At 42.1% G+C, this 19,548-nt stretch carries 15 protein-coding genes and 2 pseudogenes; 1 reads left to right on the top strand and 16 read right to left on the bottom strand.

All coding sequences use genetic code 11. The annotated features are described in order from the left end of the window. Nucleotides 1-104 precede the first annotated feature (104 nt). Nucleotides 105-290, bottom strand: coding sequence for a hypothetical protein (locus H6G40_RS23910; protein WP_002747899.1), 186 nt, complete (start codon nucleotides 288-290; stop codon nucleotides 105-107). A gap of 54 nt (nucleotides 291-344) precedes the next feature. Between H6G40_RS23910 and H6G40_RS06085 the strand changes: the two genes are divergently transcribed. After that, a complete protein-coding gene (locus tag H6G40_RS06085) occupies nucleotides 345-746 on the top strand; it encodes a fasciclin domain-containing protein (protein ID WP_123230391.1) in 402 nt (133 codons plus the stop codon). A 385-nt stretch (nucleotides 747-1,131) separates the two neighbouring features. Here H6G40_RS06085 and glgB read toward each other — a convergent pair whose 3' ends face one another. The 15 genes and pseudogenes from glgB to H6G40_RS06010 all read right to left on the bottom strand — a co-directional run bounded on the left by glgB (nucleotide 1,132) and on the right by H6G40_RS06010 (nucleotide 19,498). After that, the gene (gene glgB, locus H6G40_RS06080; protein ID WP_002737827.1) at nucleotides 1,132-3,411 is read right to left on the bottom strand and encodes a 1,4-alpha-glucan branching enzyme; all 2,280 of its coding nucleotides are present in this window, start codon (nucleotides 3,409-3,411) and stop codon (nucleotides 1,132-1,134) included. Between the two features lie 371 nt (nucleotides 3,412-3,782). Next, a complete protein-coding gene (locus tag H6G40_RS06075; protein WP_002743526.1) occupies nucleotides 3,783-4,031 on the bottom strand; it encodes a TatA/E family twin arginine-targeting protein translocase in 249 nt (82 codons plus the stop codon). Between the two features lie 104 nt (nucleotides 4,032-4,135). Then, the gene (gene psbH / locus H6G40_RS06070; protein WP_002736544.1) at nucleotides 4,136-4,330 is read right to left on the bottom strand and encodes a photosystem II reaction center phosphoprotein PsbH; all 195 of its coding nucleotides are present in this window, start codon (nucleotides 4,328-4,330) and stop codon (nucleotides 4,136-4,138) included. Nucleotides 4,331-4,998: 668 nt separating this feature from the next. Then, on the bottom strand, nucleotides 4,999-5,223 hold the full coding sequence (locus H6G40_RS06065) for a hypothetical protein (RefSeq protein WP_002736478.1): 225 nt from the start codon (nucleotides 5,221-5,223) through the stop codon (nucleotides 4,999-5,001). A 413-nt stretch (nucleotides 5,224-5,636) separates the two neighbouring features. After that, nucleotides 5,637-5,903: a hypothetical protein gene (locus tag H6G40_RS06060; protein ID WP_069475164.1), complete on the bottom strand. Its 267-nt coding sequence runs from the start codon at nucleotides 5,901-5,903 to the stop codon at nucleotides 5,637-5,639. 585 nt (nucleotides 5,904-6,488) lie between these two features. Continuing rightward, complete coding sequence (locus H6G40_RS06055) at nucleotides 6,489-6,677, bottom strand: hypothetical protein (protein WP_042790804.1); 189 nt, start codon at nucleotides 6,675-6,677, stop codon at nucleotides 6,489-6,491. A 152-nt stretch (nucleotides 6,678-6,829) separates the two neighbouring features. Next, nucleotides 6,830-9,859: pseudogene (locus H6G40_RS24115) on the bottom strand (WD40 repeat domain-containing protein). 31 nt (nucleotides 9,860-9,890) lie between these two features. Further along, on the bottom strand, nucleotides 9,891-10,103 hold the full coding sequence (locus H6G40_RS24110) for a hypothetical protein (RefSeq protein WP_002737147.1): 213 nt from the start codon (nucleotides 10,101-10,103) through the stop codon (nucleotides 9,891-9,893). Next, the gene (locus H6G40_RS24105) at nucleotides 10,097-10,294 is read right to left on the bottom strand and encodes a hypothetical protein (RefSeq protein WP_002736092.1); all 198 of its coding nucleotides are present in this window, start codon (nucleotides 10,292-10,294) and stop codon (nucleotides 10,097-10,099) included. The genes H6G40_RS24110 and H6G40_RS24105 overlap by 7 nt, the downstream gene beginning before the upstream one ends. A 249-nt stretch (nucleotides 10,295-10,543) precedes the next feature. Beyond that, on the bottom strand, nucleotides 10,544-13,330 hold the full coding sequence (locus tag H6G40_RS06035; protein ID WP_190537419.1) for a cation-translocating P-type ATPase: 2,787 nt from the start codon (nucleotides 13,328-13,330) through the stop codon (nucleotides 10,544-10,546). 258 nt (nucleotides 13,331-13,588) lie between these two features. Continuing rightward, the gene (locus tag H6G40_RS06030) at nucleotides 13,589-14,695 is read right to left on the bottom strand and encodes a hybrid sensor histidine kinase/response regulator (protein WP_190537417.1); all 1,107 of its coding nucleotides are present in this window, start codon (nucleotides 14,693-14,695) and stop codon (nucleotides 13,589-13,591) included. 207 nt (nucleotides 14,696-14,902) lie between these two features. Beyond that, nucleotides 14,903-15,340 carry a pentapeptide repeat-containing protein gene (locus H6G40_RS06025; RefSeq protein ID WP_002735631.1) on the bottom strand — a complete coding sequence of 146 codons (438 nt, stop codon included), beginning with the start codon at nucleotides 15,338-15,340 and terminating at the stop codon, nucleotides 14,903-14,905. Nucleotides 15,341-15,454: 114 nt separating this feature from the next. Beyond that, nucleotides 15,455-16,927: a BCD family MFS transporter gene (locus H6G40_RS06020; protein ID WP_190537415.1), complete on the bottom strand. Its 1,473-nt coding sequence runs from the start codon at nucleotides 16,925-16,927 to the stop codon at nucleotides 15,455-15,457. Between the two features lie 72 nt (nucleotides 16,928-16,999). After that, nucleotides 17,000-17,392: pseudogene (locus tag H6G40_RS06015) on the bottom strand (DUF4351 domain-containing protein); the annotation flags it as partial. Next, complete coding sequence (locus H6G40_RS06010) at nucleotides 17,393-19,498, bottom strand: hypothetical protein (RefSeq protein ID WP_190537412.1); 2,106 nt, start codon at nucleotides 19,496-19,498, stop codon at nucleotides 17,393-17,395. Between the last annotated feature and the right edge of the window lie 50 nt (nucleotides 19,499-19,548).

The raw sequence follows: 19,548 nt of genomic DNA, 5'->3' as shown, positions 1-19,548 counted from the left end.
GAAAAAACCGGGAAAAAAATCAAAGTCACCCAAGAGTTACCCAGTTTTAAGGCATTAGGTAAGGATGGCCTATGTCGGTTGCTATTTTATGAGACTAGGCTACTTTACCAACTTTTGACACACAATTTAGTAAAGTGATCTTTGGGACAAGATGGCTCTTCTGGTTTCTGTGTGGAAACGAAGCCTATACTGATAGTTTCTTCGGCAAAATAGTCGTAAAAGTCTTTCTCCGTCAACATTTCACGATTCCATAAGCAAAAATTATCACACAAAGTCGAGAAGAGCCACAAGATTGAGTTTAAAATCTGAAATAGATAATTTTTTTAAGGGATTGAGTTAAGTTTATGGCAGATATTGTCGATATTGCGGTCAGTGCCGATAATTTTAAAACTCTAGTGACGGCGGTACAAGCGGCTAATCTTGTGGATGCCCTAAAAAGTCCTGGCCCCTTCACGGTTTTTGCCCCCACCGACGAAGCTTTTGCCAAATTGCCCCCCGGGACGATTACAACCCTAGTGCAGAATATCCCCCAATTAACCCGAATTCTCACCTATCACGTCGCTGCGGGCAAATATATGCAGGAAGATTTGGCAAAATTGGCTGTAGTGACTTCTCTAGAGGGTTCACCGATTCCCGTCGATTGTAGCGAAGGTTTTGAGGTGAAAAATGCCACGGTGATCGCGGGTAATATCGAGGCGGATAATGGTGTGATCCACGTCATCGATACGGTGATCCTGATGGGTTAGTTTTTGACCGGCTTTTCCCTAGGCCGCATCTAGGGCAAATCTGTCTTATTTAGTCAGTAAATATACAGATACTTTTGCTTGTTTATGGTTTCGATGCTCGCCAGAGGAAAATGCCCACTTTCTGCACTTTCTTGTCTGTACCTGTTCAGACTAAATCCTGTTATTAAAGACTGATTATCTATTGATCCTTTTGCCTATTACATGAGTAGAAAACGGGTTTCTCGGAGAAACCCGTTTTCTGTGCGTTACTCAACGGATTTAGTATTAGCCATCTCGACAGTAATGGCAGCTCAGTTATCAGTTATCAGATGTTAGTTTTCAGTTCACTGATTACTGTTTACTGGACGGCTACGCCGTGCCTTTGGCAACACTGAAAAAAGCTTACCTATTCCCCAGAAGCATGAGGACCGATTTTGAGAACTAAAACCCCTAAAGGTGGTAAACAGAGATCGATCGAGTAGGGACGGCTATGATAGGACCATTCCTCCGACCATTTACCGCCAAGGTTGCCCATATTACTACCGCCATATTTACCCGCATCGCTGTTAAAGATTTCCTGATAAAAACCGGGATGGGGTACACCAACGCGATAATGGCTGTGGGGTTGGGGAGTAAAATTACAGACCACCACCAGAAACTCCTGCCAATTTTTGCTCCAGCGCAGGAAAGAAACGACGCTATGACTATTATCACTACAGTCGATCCACTCAAAGCCATCCTGACCAAAATCCTGGGTATATAAAGCAGGTTCACTCTTATAGGTGGCGTTCAAATCTGAGAAAAAGCGTTTTAGCTGTTGATGGGGTTGATGCTGCAAAAGACCCCACTCCAAATCACCCCAAACATTCCACTCACTCCACTGGCCAAATTCCATGCTCATAAACATGGTTTTCTTGCCGGGGTGGGTAAACATATAACTAAATAATGCCCGGACATTGGCGAATTTTTGCCACTCATCCCCCGGCATTTTGCCAATCATATTACTTTTGCCGTGAACCACTTCATCGTGGGACAAAGCCAGCATATAATTCTCGCTGTGGTTATACCACATACTAAAAGTGACATTATTTTGATGGAATTGACGGAACCAGGGATCCATGCCGAAATAATCGAGCATATCGTGCATCCAGCCCATATTCCACTTCAAATTAAAGCCTAAACCGCCCATATAGGTGGGCCAGGACACCATCGGCCAAGCGGTGGATTCTTCGGCAATTGACAGAATTCCGGGGAAATAGCTAAAAATTACATGATTGACTTGACGCAGGAATTCGGCGGCCTCTAAATTCTCCCGGCCACCGTACTCGTTGGCCACCCATTCCCCATCTTTACGACAATAATCGAGATAGAGCATAGAAGCCACCGCATCCACTCGAATACCGTCAATATGGTACTTATCGAACCAAAATAGGGCATTAGCCACCAGGAAATTTCTGACTTCGTTGCGACCGTAGTTAAAAATTAAGGTTCCCCATTCCTTGTGTTCCCCTTTGCGCGGGTCGCCGTGTTCATAAAGATGAGTACCATCAAAGAAAGCTAACCCGTGGCCATCTTTGGGGAAGTGACCGGGGACCCAATCCACTAGCACACCAAGGCCATTTTGGTGACATTGATCGACAAAATACATGAAATCTTCAGGATTGCCGTAGCGACTGGTGGGGGCAAAATAACCCGTCACTTGATAACCCCAAGAACCATCAAAAGGATGCTCGGCGATCGGTAATAATTCGATATGGGTGTAACCTAATTCCTTAACGTAGGGAATCAGTTTTTGGGCTAACTCGTAGTAACTCAAAAAGCGGGCCCCAGTGTTCCATTCCGACACGGGAACCGCTTCTCCTTCCCCGGAAAGTAAACGGGGTGGTTCGGCGCTAGAAGCGTGCAGCCAAGAACCGAGGTGTAATTCGTAAACGGAAACCGGTTGAGTTAAAGGATCGCTATGGCGGCGTTTTTCCATCCAATCGCTATCATCCCAAGTATAGCTATCTAAATTGGCCACGATCGAGGCGGTTTTCGGGCGTACTTCTTGGGCAAAACCGTAGGGATCAGATTTTTCGTAAATATGACCTTCCCAATTTTTGATCTCGTATTTATATTTAGTGCCAACACCGATTTCCGGGATAAACAATTCCCAGACCATATTATTACGTTTCCGCATTTGGTGATCACGACCATCCCAGTTATTAAAATCACCAATAATCGAGACATTGCGAGCATTAGGAGCCCAAACGGCAAAATAAACCCCTTTAATACCCTCGATTTCGGCTAAATGCGCCCCTAATTTTTCATAAATGCGATGATGGTTGCCCTCCCCAAACAGGTGTAAATCAAAATCGCTAAGTTTGGCAGAACGGAAGGCATAGGAATCATAGATTACCCGTTCCTGTTCTCCCTCGTGGATGCGTAATTGATAATTGTTCAGTTCACCGATATCGATAACGCACTCGAAAAAATGGGGGTGATAAGCGGTCGTCATGGGATATTCTTGTCTTTGGGACGGTAAAATAACCCAGGCGGCCGTGGTTTTCGGTAAATAGGCTCTAACAACCCATTTATTGACTTTTCCTTCTTCTTCTAGGGGATGGGCCCCCAAAACCTCAAAGGGATCGTGATGGAGGTTGTTGACGATTTGATGGACTTGTTCGGGGGATACCACTATAGACATTCATTTACCACTCTTGACATCTACAATACTTATAGCAAGGAAATAGTCATTTTTTCCCTGCCTTCTGGGAATTCTCAAACTAATGATATATTCTGCCTACTTAGGGTCTGCTGAAAAAGTTTTTCGTGGGGGTAGGGTGTGGGGTGTGGGGTGTAGGGTGCGGGGTGTGGGGAAGTGGGAAGAATAAATAAAATAATCTCCTGACGACCGACGACCGACGACCGACGACCGACTCCTGACCCTAACAACAATTTTTGATTTTTACAAGAGGTCTATGGTAAAACTGCCAATTTAATCTCGATTTGGTCATTCTCGATGTTAATCTAGCGGATAGCCTCGAATTTGACCTACTCTACATCTCTACAAAGTTGTCAACTGGAACGAGTTTGATCCCTAGGAGATTGACTTTCTTCTAATTCAGCTTTGATTTTTACCGAGTCTTCAATCTGCTGGGCCTCTCGCTTAAATTCACTTTCAAATTCCTTGGATGCTTCTTGAAATCCTCGAATAGTTTTGCCTAAACTGCGACCGATTTCTGGTAATTTCTTCGGTCCGAAAACTAGCAGGGCAATCAAGAGAATTAACCCCATTTCTGGCAATCCAATCCCAAAAATATTCATGTGTTTGCTCCTAATAAAAAACTTGCGGTGGGCAATAACCCACCTGCTAAAGTCCGAGAGACAATTCTGCGGCCAAAAATGCCGACAAGATTGTTGGAATCTGCTTACTGACCCCAATCCACATTAAATCCTTCTAAAATTAGGGAGGAGTTGTAGATCTGTAAAATAATCAGCAAAAAGACTAAAAACAGAGCCATAAACACTCCCATCAGCAAGGTAGTTCCCCAACCGGGAGAAACTTTACCATATTCTGAGTTGAGGGGACGAAGGATTTCACCTAAGCGTGTACGCTGTGCCATAAGTTACCAAGAAAGATCTGTAAATGATAATTTTGTATTGATCCGTAATTTGACGAACTGCCAACTGGTCAACCCAGTGAGATAAAATCTACTGCTGTTGCCAGTGGAACTTTTTTGGTTTAATTCCTAACGGAATCGTTTTTCGCCTGCCCTGCCACGCCCACAAGAATCTGCAAGCGCCTACAGTACGGGAATTATTCTAACATTGTTTGGTAATCTTCTCAGGATTTAGGAGATGGTCAATAGGGACTGACAGGTGTAGGTATTTTACAACTAAGAGGAAGGGGAGTAGTAAAAAGCATCAACGGGGGTGAGAGGGAAAGAACTTCAACGTTGACATCCTCGCCGCCCTAAAAGTGCGGCGATTCCTAAACCTCACGATTTAAGTTTCTGCTTCCACCACCGTCGCATACCACAGTTAAAAAACCATGTACTGTCTTACACAGAGTCCACAGACTTTCGCCCCATTTCAGAAGCCCGATTCCGTGTGTCCCACGGTACGTTGACCGCCTATAGCTTCTTGTACTTGTTGCGCGCGACTTTTTACCCAGCCAAGCTTTTCCGGTCGGAACCCCCTAAGCCGAGTTTTCAAGGTGCTGCGCCGTCCACTTGGTTTTCGAGACTGGCCTTTTAATTCTAACGTAAAGCCAACCTAGAACGGCGGGGTTTCAGACCCAAAATTTCCGATGAAGGTGAATCGACAAACCTTTCAGTAAATCAGCAACTAGGGTAATAGAACCCAGAAGAAAACAAGAAAGCTGACGTAAGGGTTTGAGGTGGAGAGTTTTACTAAAGACAGTATGTTGGGGGGGAAGTTGCTCTAAATTGGGTTCAGGAGATTGATTTTCCGCTTCTCCACCCAGCATAACCGTCCAGAGAGTGGCTACAGCCATAGCTAACCAAAGGCATTCGGCACGCTGTGGGTCAAGCAGGCTTTGTGTTTTGCCATTGCCAGCCGTCGGAGGGGAGTGGGTTTTGAAAGTTCGATTGGGAGTTTTATCATCTTATTCCATATTACCGAAGCAAAAAGCAAGCCGGCTGTACGGTCGTTAGGGAGAATAGCCTATCACCACAAGGCAAAAACCTTACTGCGACATGGCATCCCACAATTCGCTGAAAACCATAACTATACTTGCATTAGGGAACGCACCCTACCAGAGCTGATATTTGAGTAAGCCAGACAGGAGCCAGAAAAAGATATTTATCAGAAAAGTCATGATCAAGCTAGAGGTTTAAAGACTGATCGGGTTCCAATTATTTTTATTAATAAATATTTTACATAATTCATAGCAGGTAAGCAAGAGGGCTACGCCACTACTAACGAATCATTACCAGCGGCAGCAACGTTGTAGCCAATTTTGATCCCAAAGAGCCGAGCATGGGGGTGTTTCTCGCTCAATAAGTCAGCAGCGTGTAAGCCATTTTCATCAACTTTGTAGTCACCTGTTTCAATGTCAATGATGACCATCTTGCCAATTTTTTCTTCAACTTCCACCTCTTGGCGGATTCTGCTTTCGTACAGTTTCTCTGCACGTTGAGCAACTTCTTCACGGCTTAAAAGGATTGCTTGCATATACTAACTCCTGATTACGATTTGACTTCTGGAGACCTCTCTATAATATCTCATACTAAATCCGGGTAATAGATAATCAGTTTTCAATAACCGGATTTAGTATAAAGCTCTTCTGGGACTCTGGCAAAAGTCTTACAGTCTCTAAACTCTAGCTCTCTTATGGGGTAAGCCTTCAAGCTATCGCTAACTAACAGAAACCCGAAATTTGAGTTTTTATTAGAAAAAAAGTTAGCGATCACTTGTCAACCAAGGGTTTCAGAATCTGGATTCGGTCAGGAATTTCCGAAAGTCCCAGAAGAGCATTATAGCAGTTCTCACACCTGTGTGGCACAAGTTAACCTTTGCTAATTAAACTTTTCAACATCGATAATGTACCTCTTGCGAACAGGAAACGCTATAAATTGCTGCGTTACGCTTTGGCTAACGCACCTACGATTTATGTTTCTGTTTGTGGCTAAATTGACAAAAGTTGCTCAAAATATAGCCTTAGCAAAATAAATCGGCCTATTCCTAGGTAAGCTGAGTTGAGGATAAGCCGAAACCCTAATTTTACCCTAGCTGGTTAGCTCTATTCTTTCGTGGAAGTCATGGCAAAATCTCCTTAGTCCGATAATTCTTTGTACCAATCCCATCACACAAATGCCTATCTTCCTCCCTGACATTAATATTATTCTCTAAATAAACCCGCACCCAATCGCAACTACGCCCCATTAAAGCGTTTAAGTCCTGCATTGTCCTACAATCTTTCTGCATCGCCCTAAAATGCTTCTGCATCGTCCTACAATCCTTCTGTATCCTCACAAAGAAGTCTAAACCAAGATTAACGGGATTTTAGGATTAACTGGATTATTTACTTGGAAACTCCCAACAATCTTTTAAGGTTGAGCATCCTGAAAATCCTCTAATCCTCAAAATCCTGATACTGACTATTTACCCCCAATCCCATCACACAAATGCCTATCCTCCTCCTTAACACCAGAATTAGGATTGTGCAAATAAGCCCGTACCCAAGCGCAACTCCGCCCCATTAAACCATCTAAACCCCAACCATATTCTCCATTCCACAGTTTGATAGTTCCGTCACTACTACCGGTCGCTAATGTCTTACCATCGGGGCTAAAACTCACGCTAGTGACAGTGCTATTATGCCCTGTGAGAGTGCGAATTTCTTTCCCTGTTTCTACATTCCACAGTTTGATTGTGCCGTCATCACTACCGGTCGCTAATGTCTTACCGTCGGGGCTAAAACTCACGCTATTGACATTACTATTATGCCCAGTGAGAGTGCGGATTTCTTGACCTGTCTCTACATTCCACAGTTTGATTGTCTCGTCATAACTACCAGAAGCTAATGTCTTACCGTCAGGGCTAAAACTCACGCTAGTGACACTTTTATCATGCCCAGTGTTCTCGTAGAGTTGCAAGGGAAGGGTGCGGATTTCTTGACCTGTCTCTACATTCCATAGTTTGATTGTGTTGTCTCTAACAGATATCAAGATACCACTACCGGTCGCTAATTTCTTACCGTCGGGACTAAAATTAACGCTATTGACTTCCCTATTATGCCCAGAGAGAGTGCGGATTTCTTTTCCCTCGACATTCCACAGTTTGATTGTATTGTCATAACTACTAGAAGCTAAGGTCTTACCGTCGCTACTAAAACTCACGCTTAAGACAATTCCATTATGCCCTCTGAGAGTGCCGATTTCTTGGCCTGTTTCTACATTCCACAGTTTGATTGTCTTATCCTCACTACCGCTCACCAAAGTCTTGCCGTCGGGACTAAAATTAACGCTTCTGACACGGCTATTATGCCCCTTGAGGGTGCGGATTTCTTTGCCTGTTTCTACATTCCAGAGTTTGATAGTTTTGTCCCAACTACCGCTCACCAAAGTCTTGCCGTCGGGACTAAAATTAACGCTATAGACATAGCTATCATGCCCCTTGAGGGTGCGGATTTCTTTGCCTGTTTTTACATTCCAGAGTTTGATAGTTTTGTCCCGACTACCGCTCACCAAAGTCTTGCCGTCAGGACTGAAACTGACACTAATAACGTGCCAAGTCCGTATCTTTGAAATACTTGTGAAATCAGAGTTTTGAAAAAGTCGCACACGGTGTTACTTTTATTTACCCCATTCCGACTCACAATAATCAAACCTTCTTTTGTTTTCTTCATACTCCTCAACCGTTCCATAACCTTGTTTCCAATTCCTATCTCTTAGGAGTTGGTAACACATTCTCCCTCTCTCATGAATTTTGCTTGTCCTCCCTTGTTCTTTCGCGGACTCTACTTGTTCTTTCGCGGACTCTATCTCGTACTCTAGTTGTCGTTCAAGGTTATTTATTTCTTTTCGCTTTTCGGCGTTCTGCCATTGAATCAATATACCCAAAGCTAAAATCAAAATCGAACCTCCTGCTAGTACATAAACATAAACAGTCTGTCGTCTTACACGTTCTCGCCGCCTTTGTTCTTTGTCTCGCAGTTTTACACTTACTTGGATATAAAATAGCTCCCCTTCGCTCAAATCCTCTGGACGTTGTTTCAGCTTCTCTTCTGCCTCCGCCAACGCTGTACCCCGCAACAATCTGCTTTCATCCCATCCAGTTACGTCTCCATTTTCTATCTGTTGCCATTGATACATTCCTGCCCTTAATCGCTCTTGCCAAGCGCGAAAAACCCTGTCTGTATCCATCCAGCCCCGCAATTCCCCCCAATTGCGAATCAGTGCTTCATGCACCACTTCCACCGTCTCCACCTGTGCCTTTTCACTGCGACTGGTGACAACTAAACGCGCATCCGCCAATTGTTTCACCAGCGCCCAATTTACCGCCCCCAATTCCGCTTTTGTCGCCAGCCGCCGCGTATCTTCTGTGCCTTCCCCTGGGCGTACCAATTGGATGAAAATGCGCCGCACCTCTTTCCGTTGCGCCTCACTCAGCTTGTCATATTCTTCATTGGCATGGCGGGCCAAAGCACCCTGCACTTCGCCAATTTCTGTATATGCCAGATGGGTTAATTCTTTGCCCTGTCGCCGCTGCCACAATTCCGTTAAGGCAAACTCTAGTAATGGCAAATTCCCCGGCTCACTCTCCACATCATCGAGGATGCGCTCCACCAGTCCCGCTTCAAATGTCACCCCCAATTTTTGCGCCGGTTTTTCAATAACTTCTGTGAGTTCTTCTCGGTTCATCGGCCCCAATTTCAAGTCAGTATTTTGTAAGACATCGGCAAAGGGACGATAGGAAAGAGCATTCCCCAAGAAATCCGCCCGCATAGTTAATACCAACACCATTCCTACCCTTTCAAAGGGGAATGTAGTTAATTTATCGAGAAAATTACGGCGGATTGTTTCATCAGGACAGAGGGTATAAAGTTCCTCAAATTGGTCGGCAATTAGCAGTACCCGTTCACTGGGATAATTGTGTTTGATTTGGGCAAAAACATCAGCTAGAGGAATGTCGCCATCACGCAAATAATTGGCTAACTGACGCGCTTGGGCGAGGCGTTCTGTCTCATTTAGATTAGTTGTATAAAGGGGAACTAATGCTAAAGCTAGGGCATGAAAAGGGTCAGAACCGGGACGAAAATGGGTAAACTGCCAGTGACTTTCTTGTTGCAATTTGGGGACTAATCCCGCAAAAACTACCGAGGATTTACCACTTCCCGACGCACCTAATAGGGGGATAAAATTACGGGTTTGGGTTGCCTGAAATAGGGTTTTAATAAAGCTTTTGCGCCCAAAAAAGTATTCTGCATCTCCTGGCCCAAAATGAAACAAGCCACGATAGGGACAGGGCAGTTTATCATCGGCAACATCGGCAGAATCAGCAGGGGCTATTCTTGCTTCTTCTCGATAATAGTAATTGGTAATCGTGATGGTTGCATTGCCAGTCCCAGAGGCAGCAGCATATTGAGCTTCTGTAATATTTTGTTGAATTTCGCTTGGTTCTGACATATCAACCATCCTGATTAATTAAAATACAGTCTCAGTCATCCTTAGATGTGCCATGCTCGGTGATGCAGCTAATACTAGCATTACCCGTGCCAGAGGTAGCAGCATATTTAACATTACTGATATTTTGGGTGATAATTTGTTGTCCACCGGGTTGTTCTTGGAGCTTGTCTAGTAAATCTTGGGCTAATTTAGTGATTTCATTATCTTTATCAACCCCGGCTTCGACAATTTTATCTTTTAACAAACCTTCAGCTTTCTTGATATCCTCTGGTTTTGCCTCACCATTGCCTGTGCTAAAGCATCATTAGCAAACTTACGCTTAATCAAGGTTTTCAAACCTTGATATGTATCTTTAACGCCTTTTTCCGCCGTATCTTTAGCCGCAGCAACCGCACCAGCAGTCAAGGCGGCGATAATCAGAGAAACTGGTTCCATTGTTTGATACTCCCAATAAAATATTGCTGATTCAATCTTAGATCAAAACAATTTTTAATAGTAAGCCAAATCGCAATCAGCTAGAGAACTGGAATTTTACGGCCAAGGCACTAAGCCTTAAAAGTATTGCTATATAAGGATCGTAGCTGAAAAAGCCAAACTATGGTTTTCCCTGTGGATGGGGTTTATCAGTTATGAGATTTGAGTTTTCAATTCACTGTTTACTGAACAATGAAAAAAACTCTCTGGTTATCGCCGATGATACCAACGGGTAAATAATTTTTCTAACTCCACCCAAACGAATAACAAGGTACTAAATCCCAAACAGATTAATAATTCTTCTTTAGTTAAAAATTGAGTACCGAAAAAATCCCGCAGGGCAGGAACATAGATTAACATCAGTTGAAAAATTGTCGTCAGGGTTACTGCTACCCAAAGATAGGGATTAGTCAAAGGATTCATTTCTATGGTAAGATGATCGCTCGATCGCACAGAAATGGCATGACCCATCTGAGCTAAACAGAGAGTAGTAAAAACCATAGTTTTCCATGAACCGGTATTACCAAAAAGCGGATCCAAGCGCACAGCGATTAACATTTGAGTGATATTAATAATCGAAAAAATAATCCCAATTCTCACAATATAACTGCCCAAACCGCGAGCAAAAATACTTTCTTGGGGACTAAAAGGAGGGCGACGCATAATATTAGGAGAAGCGGGTTCCACTGCCAAAGCTAACGCGGGTAAACCATCAGTAACTAAATTCATCCAGAGAATTTGTAGGGGAGTGAGAGGAGTAGCTAAACCCAAAAGAGGCGAAGCAGCGATAGTAATCACTTCCCCGATATTACTGCCGAGAATATATTTAATAAAACTGCGAATATTGTTATAAACCACTCGCCCTTCTTCCGTGGCAGCGACGATAGTGGCAAAATTATCATCAAGGAGAATCATATCACTAGCCTCTCTGGTGACATCGGTGCCGGAGATTCCCATGGCAATGCCGATATCTGCTTGTTTCAAGGCCGGAGCATCATTCACCCCATCTCCGGTCATAGCAACAAATTTACCCTTTTTTTGCAAGGCGCGGACAATAGTTAATTTATGTTCGGGGGAAACACGGGCATAGATGTTAGTTTTGTCAATGATGTTTTCTAGCTGAATTGGTGATAATTTATCTAATTCTCGCCCTGAGATGACTAAAGCTCCCGCTTGGGCAATACCAAGACTTTTAGCCACCGCTAGAGCGGTTAATTGATGATCACCGGTGATCATGATTGGACGGATTCCCGCTTCTCGACACCTAGCCACGGCGATTTGTACCTCCGGTCGCGCTGCGTCGATCATACCGACCATTCCTAACCAAATTAGGGCATCTTCGCTGATTTCATTTGATTCTGGCGGATAAATCAGGTTTTTATAGGCCAATCCTAAGACTCGTAAACCCCTGTTAGCCATAGCATTGTTAGCGACTAAGACTTTTTCTTTTTCCCTATCCCCAAAAGGAAGACTTTCTAATCCCGATTGATAGGAGAGACACTGTTCAAGAATTAATTCCGGGGAACCTTTGGTAAATAGTACGGGATTGACTCCTTGACAAATGACCGACATTCGCTTTCTTTGAGAAGAAAAGGGGATTTCAGCGATTCTAGGGAACTCTTGCTTGGTTAGGGATAAATTTAAGCCCGCTTTCGCCCCTAAAACTAATAAGGCTCCTTCTGTGGGGTCGCCTAAAATGCTATCCTGACCGTTATCGAGGTTTAAACTGGCATCGTTGCAGAGGACACTGGCAATTAAGAGATGATGTAATTCTAGATCGGTTTTGGGATCGATCGCCCGTTGCTCGGTGTCTAAAAATTGTCCTTTTGGGCTATATCCTTCTCCAGTCACCGAAAAATTGCGATTAATTGTCCCTATCTCCCGCACGGTCATTTTATTTTCCGTTAGCGTCCCGGTTTTGTCGGAACAGATCACATTAACGGAACCAAGGGTTTCTACTGCCGGCAGTTTACGAATCAAGGCCTGACGTTTGACCATGCGTTGGGTACCTAGGGCGAGAGTTAGGGTGATAACTGCGGGTAATCCTTCGGGAACGACGGCTACTGCCATACTAAGGGAAACTTCCACTAATTCCTCTAGGGCCGACCAACCGGCATTGATCAGGCCGATGGTAATAGTCAGGGCCACTAGAATGAGAGAACCAGCAACAAGGACATTACCCAAGTGAGTCATTCTTTTTTGGAGAGGAGTGGGTTCATTGCCGACTGTTGCTAACATTTGAGCGATTTTGCCTAATTCCGTGGTCATCCCCGTATTGGTAACGATGACCTTAGCCCGGCCTTGCAGTACCTCTGTTCCAGTAAAGACAAAATTTAAGCGATCGCCAAGGGGAGTATCCCTGTCTAAGGGGTCAATGGAGGCGGATTTATTAACACTATTTGCCTCTCCTGTCAAGGCCGATTCGCGAATTTGCAGGTTAAAAGCTTCGATAATTTGGCCGTCGGCGCTGATTTGGGTTCCCGCTTCAATCAGCATGATGTCCCCAGGGACGAGATTAACCGCATCTATTTCTCTGCGTTGACCCTCGCGGATAACATTAACTTGGGGAGAGGAAAGTTTTTTTAAAGCGGCCAGAGCTTTTTCGGCGCGACTTTCTTGCAGATAGCCGAGGATGCCATTGAGGATGACAATTGTTAAAATAGCGATCGTATCTTTGAAGGGAACACCAATTTTAGCCAGATGACCGCGCTGCAATGCCAGTAAATCCAGTCCTCCGGAAATTATGGCCACGGCAATTAAGAGGAGGAGCATAATATTGGTAAACTGATCTAGGAGAATTTGCCAATTACTGCGCCCTGGACGTTCTTTTAGTTCATTTTTGCCATAATATTTAATTCTTTGGGCGATTTGCTCCCTATTGAGGCCATTAACAGCCGAACTACCGAGGATAGATAGGGTGGTTTCCACCGAATAGGTATGCCAAGGTTGTTGCAAGTTAAGTCTAGAATGGGCAGAATAGTCGGCATTAGCGGCCATGGCAAGTGAAGATAGTTGATCTAGATAGATCTTAGCCCTTTCTTTCCGCAGTCACAGAAAAAAACAAATGTTTAAACTAGCTCTTCCTGCTCATAGACAGTCTTAACGAGTAATGTAGATAAGTAGCTGGTTATAATTAAATTGAAGATAGATCCCCCCTGCCCCCCTTGATAAGGGGGGTGCCGATAGGCGGGGGGATCCCCCCTTGATAAGGGGGGTGTCTGAAAGTTTTTAACATCTACCTACTTAGTCAACAGCTTAGTAGGGCAAAGTAAACCAAAATTGTGAACCTTTTTCATCATTATTCATAATGCCAATTTCGCCTCCGTGAGCATGGATAATTTGACGACATAGATATAAACCTAGTCCTAAACTAATCTGATTATTATTATTGCCTCGTTGATAGCGATCAAATAATTGTTTTCTCTGGGTTTCGCTAATTCCCACCCCATTATCGGCAATAGTACACCGGAGATAATTGCCCTCTAGTCTAGCCGAGAAAGTGATAATTATTCCTTGGGGATTGTGTTTAAGGGCATTGGCTAATAAATTCTCAAAAACTCGCCAGAGATGGTGAGCGTCGGCATTAACTAAGGGTAAATCGGGGGAAAAGTTATTAATTAAAGTTGCTTGATTTTCCTTTAATCTTAACTCCCATTCCTGACCGATCTGTTGACCAATTTCGTAGAGAGATAAAGGATTTAGTTCTAGGAAAACTCCCCAAAGATCATTTTGTCGGGTTTCGACAAGAGAATCAATTAAAGTTAATTGTCGATCGCAACTGTTGGCCATCTGTTGTAAAATCTTCCGGGATACTTCTTTAGTTTCTCCCTGAGAATTTTTAATTAAATTATTTAAGATCATTGACATCCCGATCACGGGATTGCGGAGATCGTGAGAGACAGCATGAAGATAAATTTCTAAAGTTTCCTCAGTTTTTTGACGTTCTTTAATTTCGTTTTGTAGTTGTTTTTTTTGACGGCAAATAGTTAATTGATTTTCAATGCGGGCCATGACTTCTTCCCCTTGAAAAGGTTTAGAAATATAATCGACACCTCCCACTTGAAAAGCTTTGACTTTATCTAAAACATCATCAAGAGCGCTGATAAAAATCACGGGAATTTCTCTGGTTTTTTCATCAGCTTTTAACTGTTCACAAACTTGATAACCATTGAGATCGGGCATATTAATATCGAGGAGGATCAGATCGGGAATTAGCGATCGCACTGTATTCAGGGCCATCTGTCCATTAATCGCTTTGCGTACCTGATATCCCTTCTCGGTGAGCATAATCGACAATAGCCGCACATTATTGGGCAAATCATCGACAATTAAGACACTAGAGCGCGGTGTGGGTTGAGTCATGCCGGTTATTTTATAACTCAAACTATTTAGTAAGTAAGTGGTTATAATTAAATTAAAGATAGATTTTGGGTTCGATCCCCCCTGCCCCCCCTTGATAAGGGGGGTATCTGACAATTTTTAACACCTACCTACTTAAGAGTGTATAAAAAAACAGACGCGACACTCGCATCTGTTACAAAATTAACTATATTTTGAGGACAAGAACATCTAAGGATTTTCACCACCCACAGCGATGCCGGTACCATAAATCTGAGCATTTGTCAAGTTAATTCCCCCCATTGACGCACCCGTCACATCAGCATCATAGATCATGGCACTGGTGAAATTAACTCCATTGAGATTAGCTTGATTTAAACTGGCATTAGTCAGAAGAACTGCGGTTAAATTTGCGCCTTCTAGGTTAGCATCGGTCAAATCTGCGCCCTCTAAGTTAGCTTCCTCGAGATTAGCTCCCTGTAAATTCGCTTTTCTCAAATCTGCACCGATTAGATGCGCCCCTCTTAAATCGGCACCCCGGAGATCACACCCCGGACATTCCCCCGTATTCAATAATTGTTGCACCTGTCGGGGATTTTCCGCACCGACGGGGTTAATCAGCAGTAAGGAAGCTAGGGAACCTAGGGCAATCATTAAAGTCCTTTTCATCGTTTTAGCCTCCTCTTTCGTTTTCTTCTCTACTTTTAGGATAGGAAAAAAGCTGCTAACCAACTTCCCCCGATCGGGCTAATTCTCCTGTTATCTCACTTTTACTTGCTTTTGCTAGTCGATCTCTCCTTTCATTACTGTTGCGATCGCTGCTCGGGCATTTTCCTTAAATTCCTTGACATCGACGCGACTTAATAACCAAACTGCCAGGATCATTCCCAATGCTTGCACGAGGAAAACTAAGCTATAGGCTAAAACCGGACTAGAAAAGATAACTTTACCGATATTTAAAATCGTACCGCCTAAAACCGTGGCCAATCCCCTGGCGATCGCTTGTGATAATCCCCAAGCGCCGATAAAAGTTCCCGCAGTTTCGGCGGCGGTTAAATCTAACATTAAACTGGTAGCCCCAGCGGTAATCATTCCCGAAGCTAAACCGAAAAAGAGCAAGCTTGATTTTAATAAACTTTGATTAGCAGAAAAGCCGGCAAAAATCAAGAGAATAAAACAAATTGTTGCAAAAATACAGCCATATTTAGTGGTTTTTTGTTTACCGATGCGGGGAATTAGCATAAATCCCGTGGCAGCAATACCAAAAAGGGTTCCGGTTCCCCAAAAAGCGTTTAATTGGGTGGTTTGGGCGATACACATCCCAAAAACCTCGCCGCCAAAGGGTTCCATAATTGCATCCTGCATAAATAAACTCAAAGTCATCATCAGCAGAAAGGTGAAAAATAAACCGGTTTGCCGACTAGCGGTGAGAACTTGTAGGGCATCTTTAAAGGTAATTTGATCCTCTCTTTGCACAAGAGTGGACCGACTACTAAAACGAGAATATTTTTTTTCTACGCCAAAAGTCGCTAAAATACAGAGACCGAAAACGATAGCGGGCATAATCGCAAACACGGGGTTAATATTCGCCTGTAGTTGCGGAATATTGGCTATAGGGGCTGATTGAGTCGGATCATAGGTCAAAATATTTGTACCGCAGATATTGGGAGTATCCAGCAAACGAGAACTAACGATCGCCCCGACGACGATTCCCACCATCAGCATTGACCAAACTATAGCAACTAATTGCGATCGATTATCTTCATCGGACACATCCACCAAGAGGGCAGCAAAAGGGGTGGAACTGGCACTTAAAGCTAGTCCGTAGAGGGCGAAAATTAGGGCTAAGAGGGCAATCCAAGCGTAGGAAATGGTATTCCATCCCGAAGTTTGAATACTAAGTCCCAATTGCCAGACTACCTGCAAAGCAATAAAAGCTAAAGCGGTAAAAACTGCCGCCCCAATCCAGACATAACCGCTGCGATGATGACCGAAAATAGTTTTACCGTCGGATCTTTGCCCAAACCAGATGCGCGCCGGACTAACAAACTGGTGCATAGCGATCGCAGCTGCGGCGAGAAAGGGTAAAACTTTTAACTCATCGATCATAATCCGATTGAGAACCCCCAAAGTCAGCAGGGACATAATACCTAGTCCCATCTGAAAGAGTCCTAAACGAAACATGGTGAAAAGCCCCAGTTTTGGCAGGGGTTTTGGGGATGAGTGAGTAGAATGGGGAATATCGCTGGTAGCCATAGTTAAATCAATACGGGAAAAAAGCCGGTATTTAAAAATTTAACGCAGGACGAGCAGACATCTTCTGGGGATTTAAGTTTCTATCTCCGATAACCAAGCGGTCAGATCTGTCAAGCTAGTAAAATCGAGCAGCGCTTCTCCTAAAGTTTCTAATTGTTCTAGAGATAGTTCTCGGATTTGTTGGCTTAAAGTCGAGGATATTTCACCTAAACGACGGTTAAGTAGCCGTAGAATTAAAGAAACCGCTTCTTCTCGTCTTCCTTCCTCTCTTCCTTGTGCTTTTCCACTTTCCCGGATATCCTGATAAATAACTGATTCGCGCATAATTTCTTCCCTTAATAAGCTTCCGATGATTTCCTTACTTAATACTAACCCCGCCAGAATTGCTGTAGCGGCGGCTAAATTGCTTTTTTCAGTTCTACCCCCGATATTATCAATTTTTGCGGCTACTTGTCGTAGAATTTCTTATTGTATTATCCATTTTCTGAATTTATCCATATCATTATTGACTACTGCTTCAAATGCCACGTTAGCATCAATTATCATCCTTGTAAAATAAGTATTTATCGGCTGTATTTCAGTATCACTCTCGGTTGCAAATAAATGTTTTCTGATTTCTAAAATAAGTCTTAAGCTGTATTCCTTATTTCTTTTTGAATAATCTTCTAAAAGCTTACTTTTTGTGTTACTACTATGAACTAGCATATTTCTAATGCGATAGATATTATACACATCATTTTTGACATCGATTATTGCTTGTTTTATTTTATTCAAGCAAGTTGTGTGATCAATAAAATGACCACGAATCTCACTTATATATTTATCGAATTGACTATTTTTCTGCTCAAAATCATCAAAAATTAATTGAAAGTTTTCAAGAAAATTACTTGCGTTTATCCCAATAGAACCGTTATCTTTTTTACTAATAAAAAATATATTTAAAATTTCATCAGATACTGAGTATCTATCCCATGGAAAGCCTTTTCTCGCTAAATTATCCGCAAAAGTAATTAGGAGATCAAAAAACTTGGATTTAATGGTAACAATAGCGAGCAATAATTGTAGGACTGAAATATTGTCCGCATTGTACCATTCTCCAAAAACAGATTTATCAAATTCCTTTTCCTTCGGAAGCCTCACAGTAATTTTTTCCGATTTATTGATAAAATGCTCAAGGGAATACCAAGAATATAGAAGCGCGTCGGAACTTTGTACTGACTCAACAGATTTACGATATAGTTCAATGGCAGTTAACCATGTTTCAACGCTTTTATTAAGTGAGTTTTTAGAAGAAAGCCAAGGACCAATTCTGTCAGTATAAATATTATTAGGAATATCAAATTCTTCATTCGATATATAAGAATGCTCAAAAAAAGCACCCTCACCTAGATCGTCACAGATAATGTAATTATTTAACATTATTTGTATTTCGTTGTTATTTGTCTTTTTCATGAGAGTATCCTTTCGGAAAAAGACAGACACAGCCCTCTCTACTGTTCTTATCGCTTGATCCTTCATTGAATAAAAATCATTTCCTTCGATGTCAACAGCAACATAATAAATACTCTCGGACATCACTTCAAATTCCTGTATTCTTTTTTCAAACTGAACAAGATCAGAACTTTCATCTATGTATGTGTCGTCTCGAAAAATACTTTTTGTTATTTTTCCATGAATTCGCGGAATATAAAAATAAACGTTACCTATATTTAATGATTGAGAATTGGCTAGAGCAAAATTAGAAATTTTAAAAATAACCTTATACTTTTTAGGTGGTTCGACATAAATTTTTTTCATCAGAAAAATCCTATCTTTAAGCCCCAAAGAGTCATAATATTGCTTGAGGGCAATTTTATAGTCTTCGTCTTCAGAATAAACTTCCTCGTTATATTTGGGTGATTCATATATGAGTGCACGGTATAAATACAATCGATATTTACTTTTACTTATAAGGTTCCAATGATCTTGAAACAAAGATAATTGTTTAGGTAATAAATTTTCTAGAGTTTTAACATGGTATCCTCGCTCAATAAACATTATTATAATAGTGTTAACGATAAATTTTAATTCCTCTCGATTCATTTCTTCTTTGAGGATTTCTGTAATAAGTAAATTAAGTAAACCTTCAAGACTTTCTACTGAAATTATCTCTCTTTGTATTATTTCAACAAAATATAATATGTCTTTTAATTCAAATTTTTTAGAATCTGATGCTGAATTTAAAGCTTCTAAAATAAATTTCAACTGAGTAGATATTGGTTTTGCCCATAAACTCTTAGCCGATGGCTCCCCAGCAGATTTTTTTGGGTCTTCTAAATATTGTTTAATCTGTGTAGTAAAATAATTTCTGGCAAATTGATTTTTTGAAAATTTTTCTCGATTTTCTAAAATTTCTTCTTCTAAATCTGTTATAATTAAAATCAGGTGTTTGTTGTAATCATTGTCTTTTAATTCTTTAATTGCCTTACAGCTGTCTGTCCATATATTATATGTTACGACAATGAGGTTTTGACGAATAAACTCTGGAATATCTTCGATTTTAGAATCGCAAGCATCGCAATTGTGATCCATTTCTATTCTCTCAGTAAACTATAAATATAGTATAGCAGTTATCCTGCTGG

Source organism: Microcystis viridis FACHB-1342, from assembly GCF_014698335.1.
GTDB lineage: Bacteria > Cyanobacteriota > Cyanobacteriia > Cyanobacteriales > Microcystaceae > Microcystis > Microcystis ichthyoblabe_A.
This window is presented reverse-complemented; position numbering and strand designations above follow the sequence as displayed.

Bases quoted from the DNA above. Each gene is read 5' to 3' on its own strand.
- H6G40_RS06035 (WP_190537419.1), bottom strand. From the start codon at position 13,330: ATGGCCGCTAATGCCGACTATTCTGCCCATTCTAGACTTAACTTGCAA.
- H6G40_RS06065 (WP_002736478.1), bottom strand. From the start codon at position 5,223: ATGGCTGTAGCCACTCTCTGGACGGTTATGCTGGGTGGAGAAGCGGAA.
- glgB (WP_002737827.1), bottom strand. From the start codon at position 3,411: ATGTCTATAGTGGTATCCCCCGAACAAGTCCATCAAATCGTCAACAAC.
- H6G40_RS06025 (WP_002735631.1), bottom strand. From the start codon at position 15,340: ATGAAAAGGACTTTAATGATTGCCCTAGGTTCCCTAGCTTCCTTACTG.
- H6G40_RS06030 (WP_190537417.1), bottom strand. From the start codon at position 14,695: ATGACTCAACCCACACCGCGCTCTAGTGTCTTAATTGTCGATGATTTG.
- H6G40_RS06060 (WP_069475164.1), bottom strand. From the start codon at position 5,903: ATGCAAGCAATCCTTTTAAGCCGTGAAGAAGTTGCTCAACGTGCAGAG.
- H6G40_RS24105 (WP_002736092.1), bottom strand. From the start codon at position 10,294: ATGGAACCAGTTTCTCTGATTATCGCCGCCTTGACTGCTGGTGCGGTT.
- H6G40_RS06010 (WP_190537412.1), bottom strand. From the start codon at position 19,498: ATGGATCACAATTGCGATGCTTGCGATTCTAAAATCGAAGATATTCCA.
- H6G40_RS06055 (WP_042790804.1), bottom strand. From the start codon at position 6,677: ATGCAGAAGCATTTTAGGGCGATGCAGAAAGATTGTAGGACAATGCAG.
- psbH (WP_002736544.1), bottom strand. From the start codon at position 4,330: ATGGCACAGCGTACACGCTTAGGTGAAATCCTTCGTCCCCTCAACTCA.
- H6G40_RS06085 (WP_123230391.1), top strand. From the start codon at position 345: ATGGCAGATATTGTCGATATTGCGGTCAGTGCCGATAATTTTAAAACT.
- H6G40_RS06075 (WP_002743526.1), bottom strand. From the start codon at position 4,031: ATGAATATTTTTGGGATTGGATTGCCAGAAATGGGGTTAATTCTCTTG.
- H6G40_RS06020 (WP_190537415.1), bottom strand. From the start codon at position 16,927: ATGGCTACCAGCGATATTCCCCATTCTACTCACTCATCCCCAAAACCC.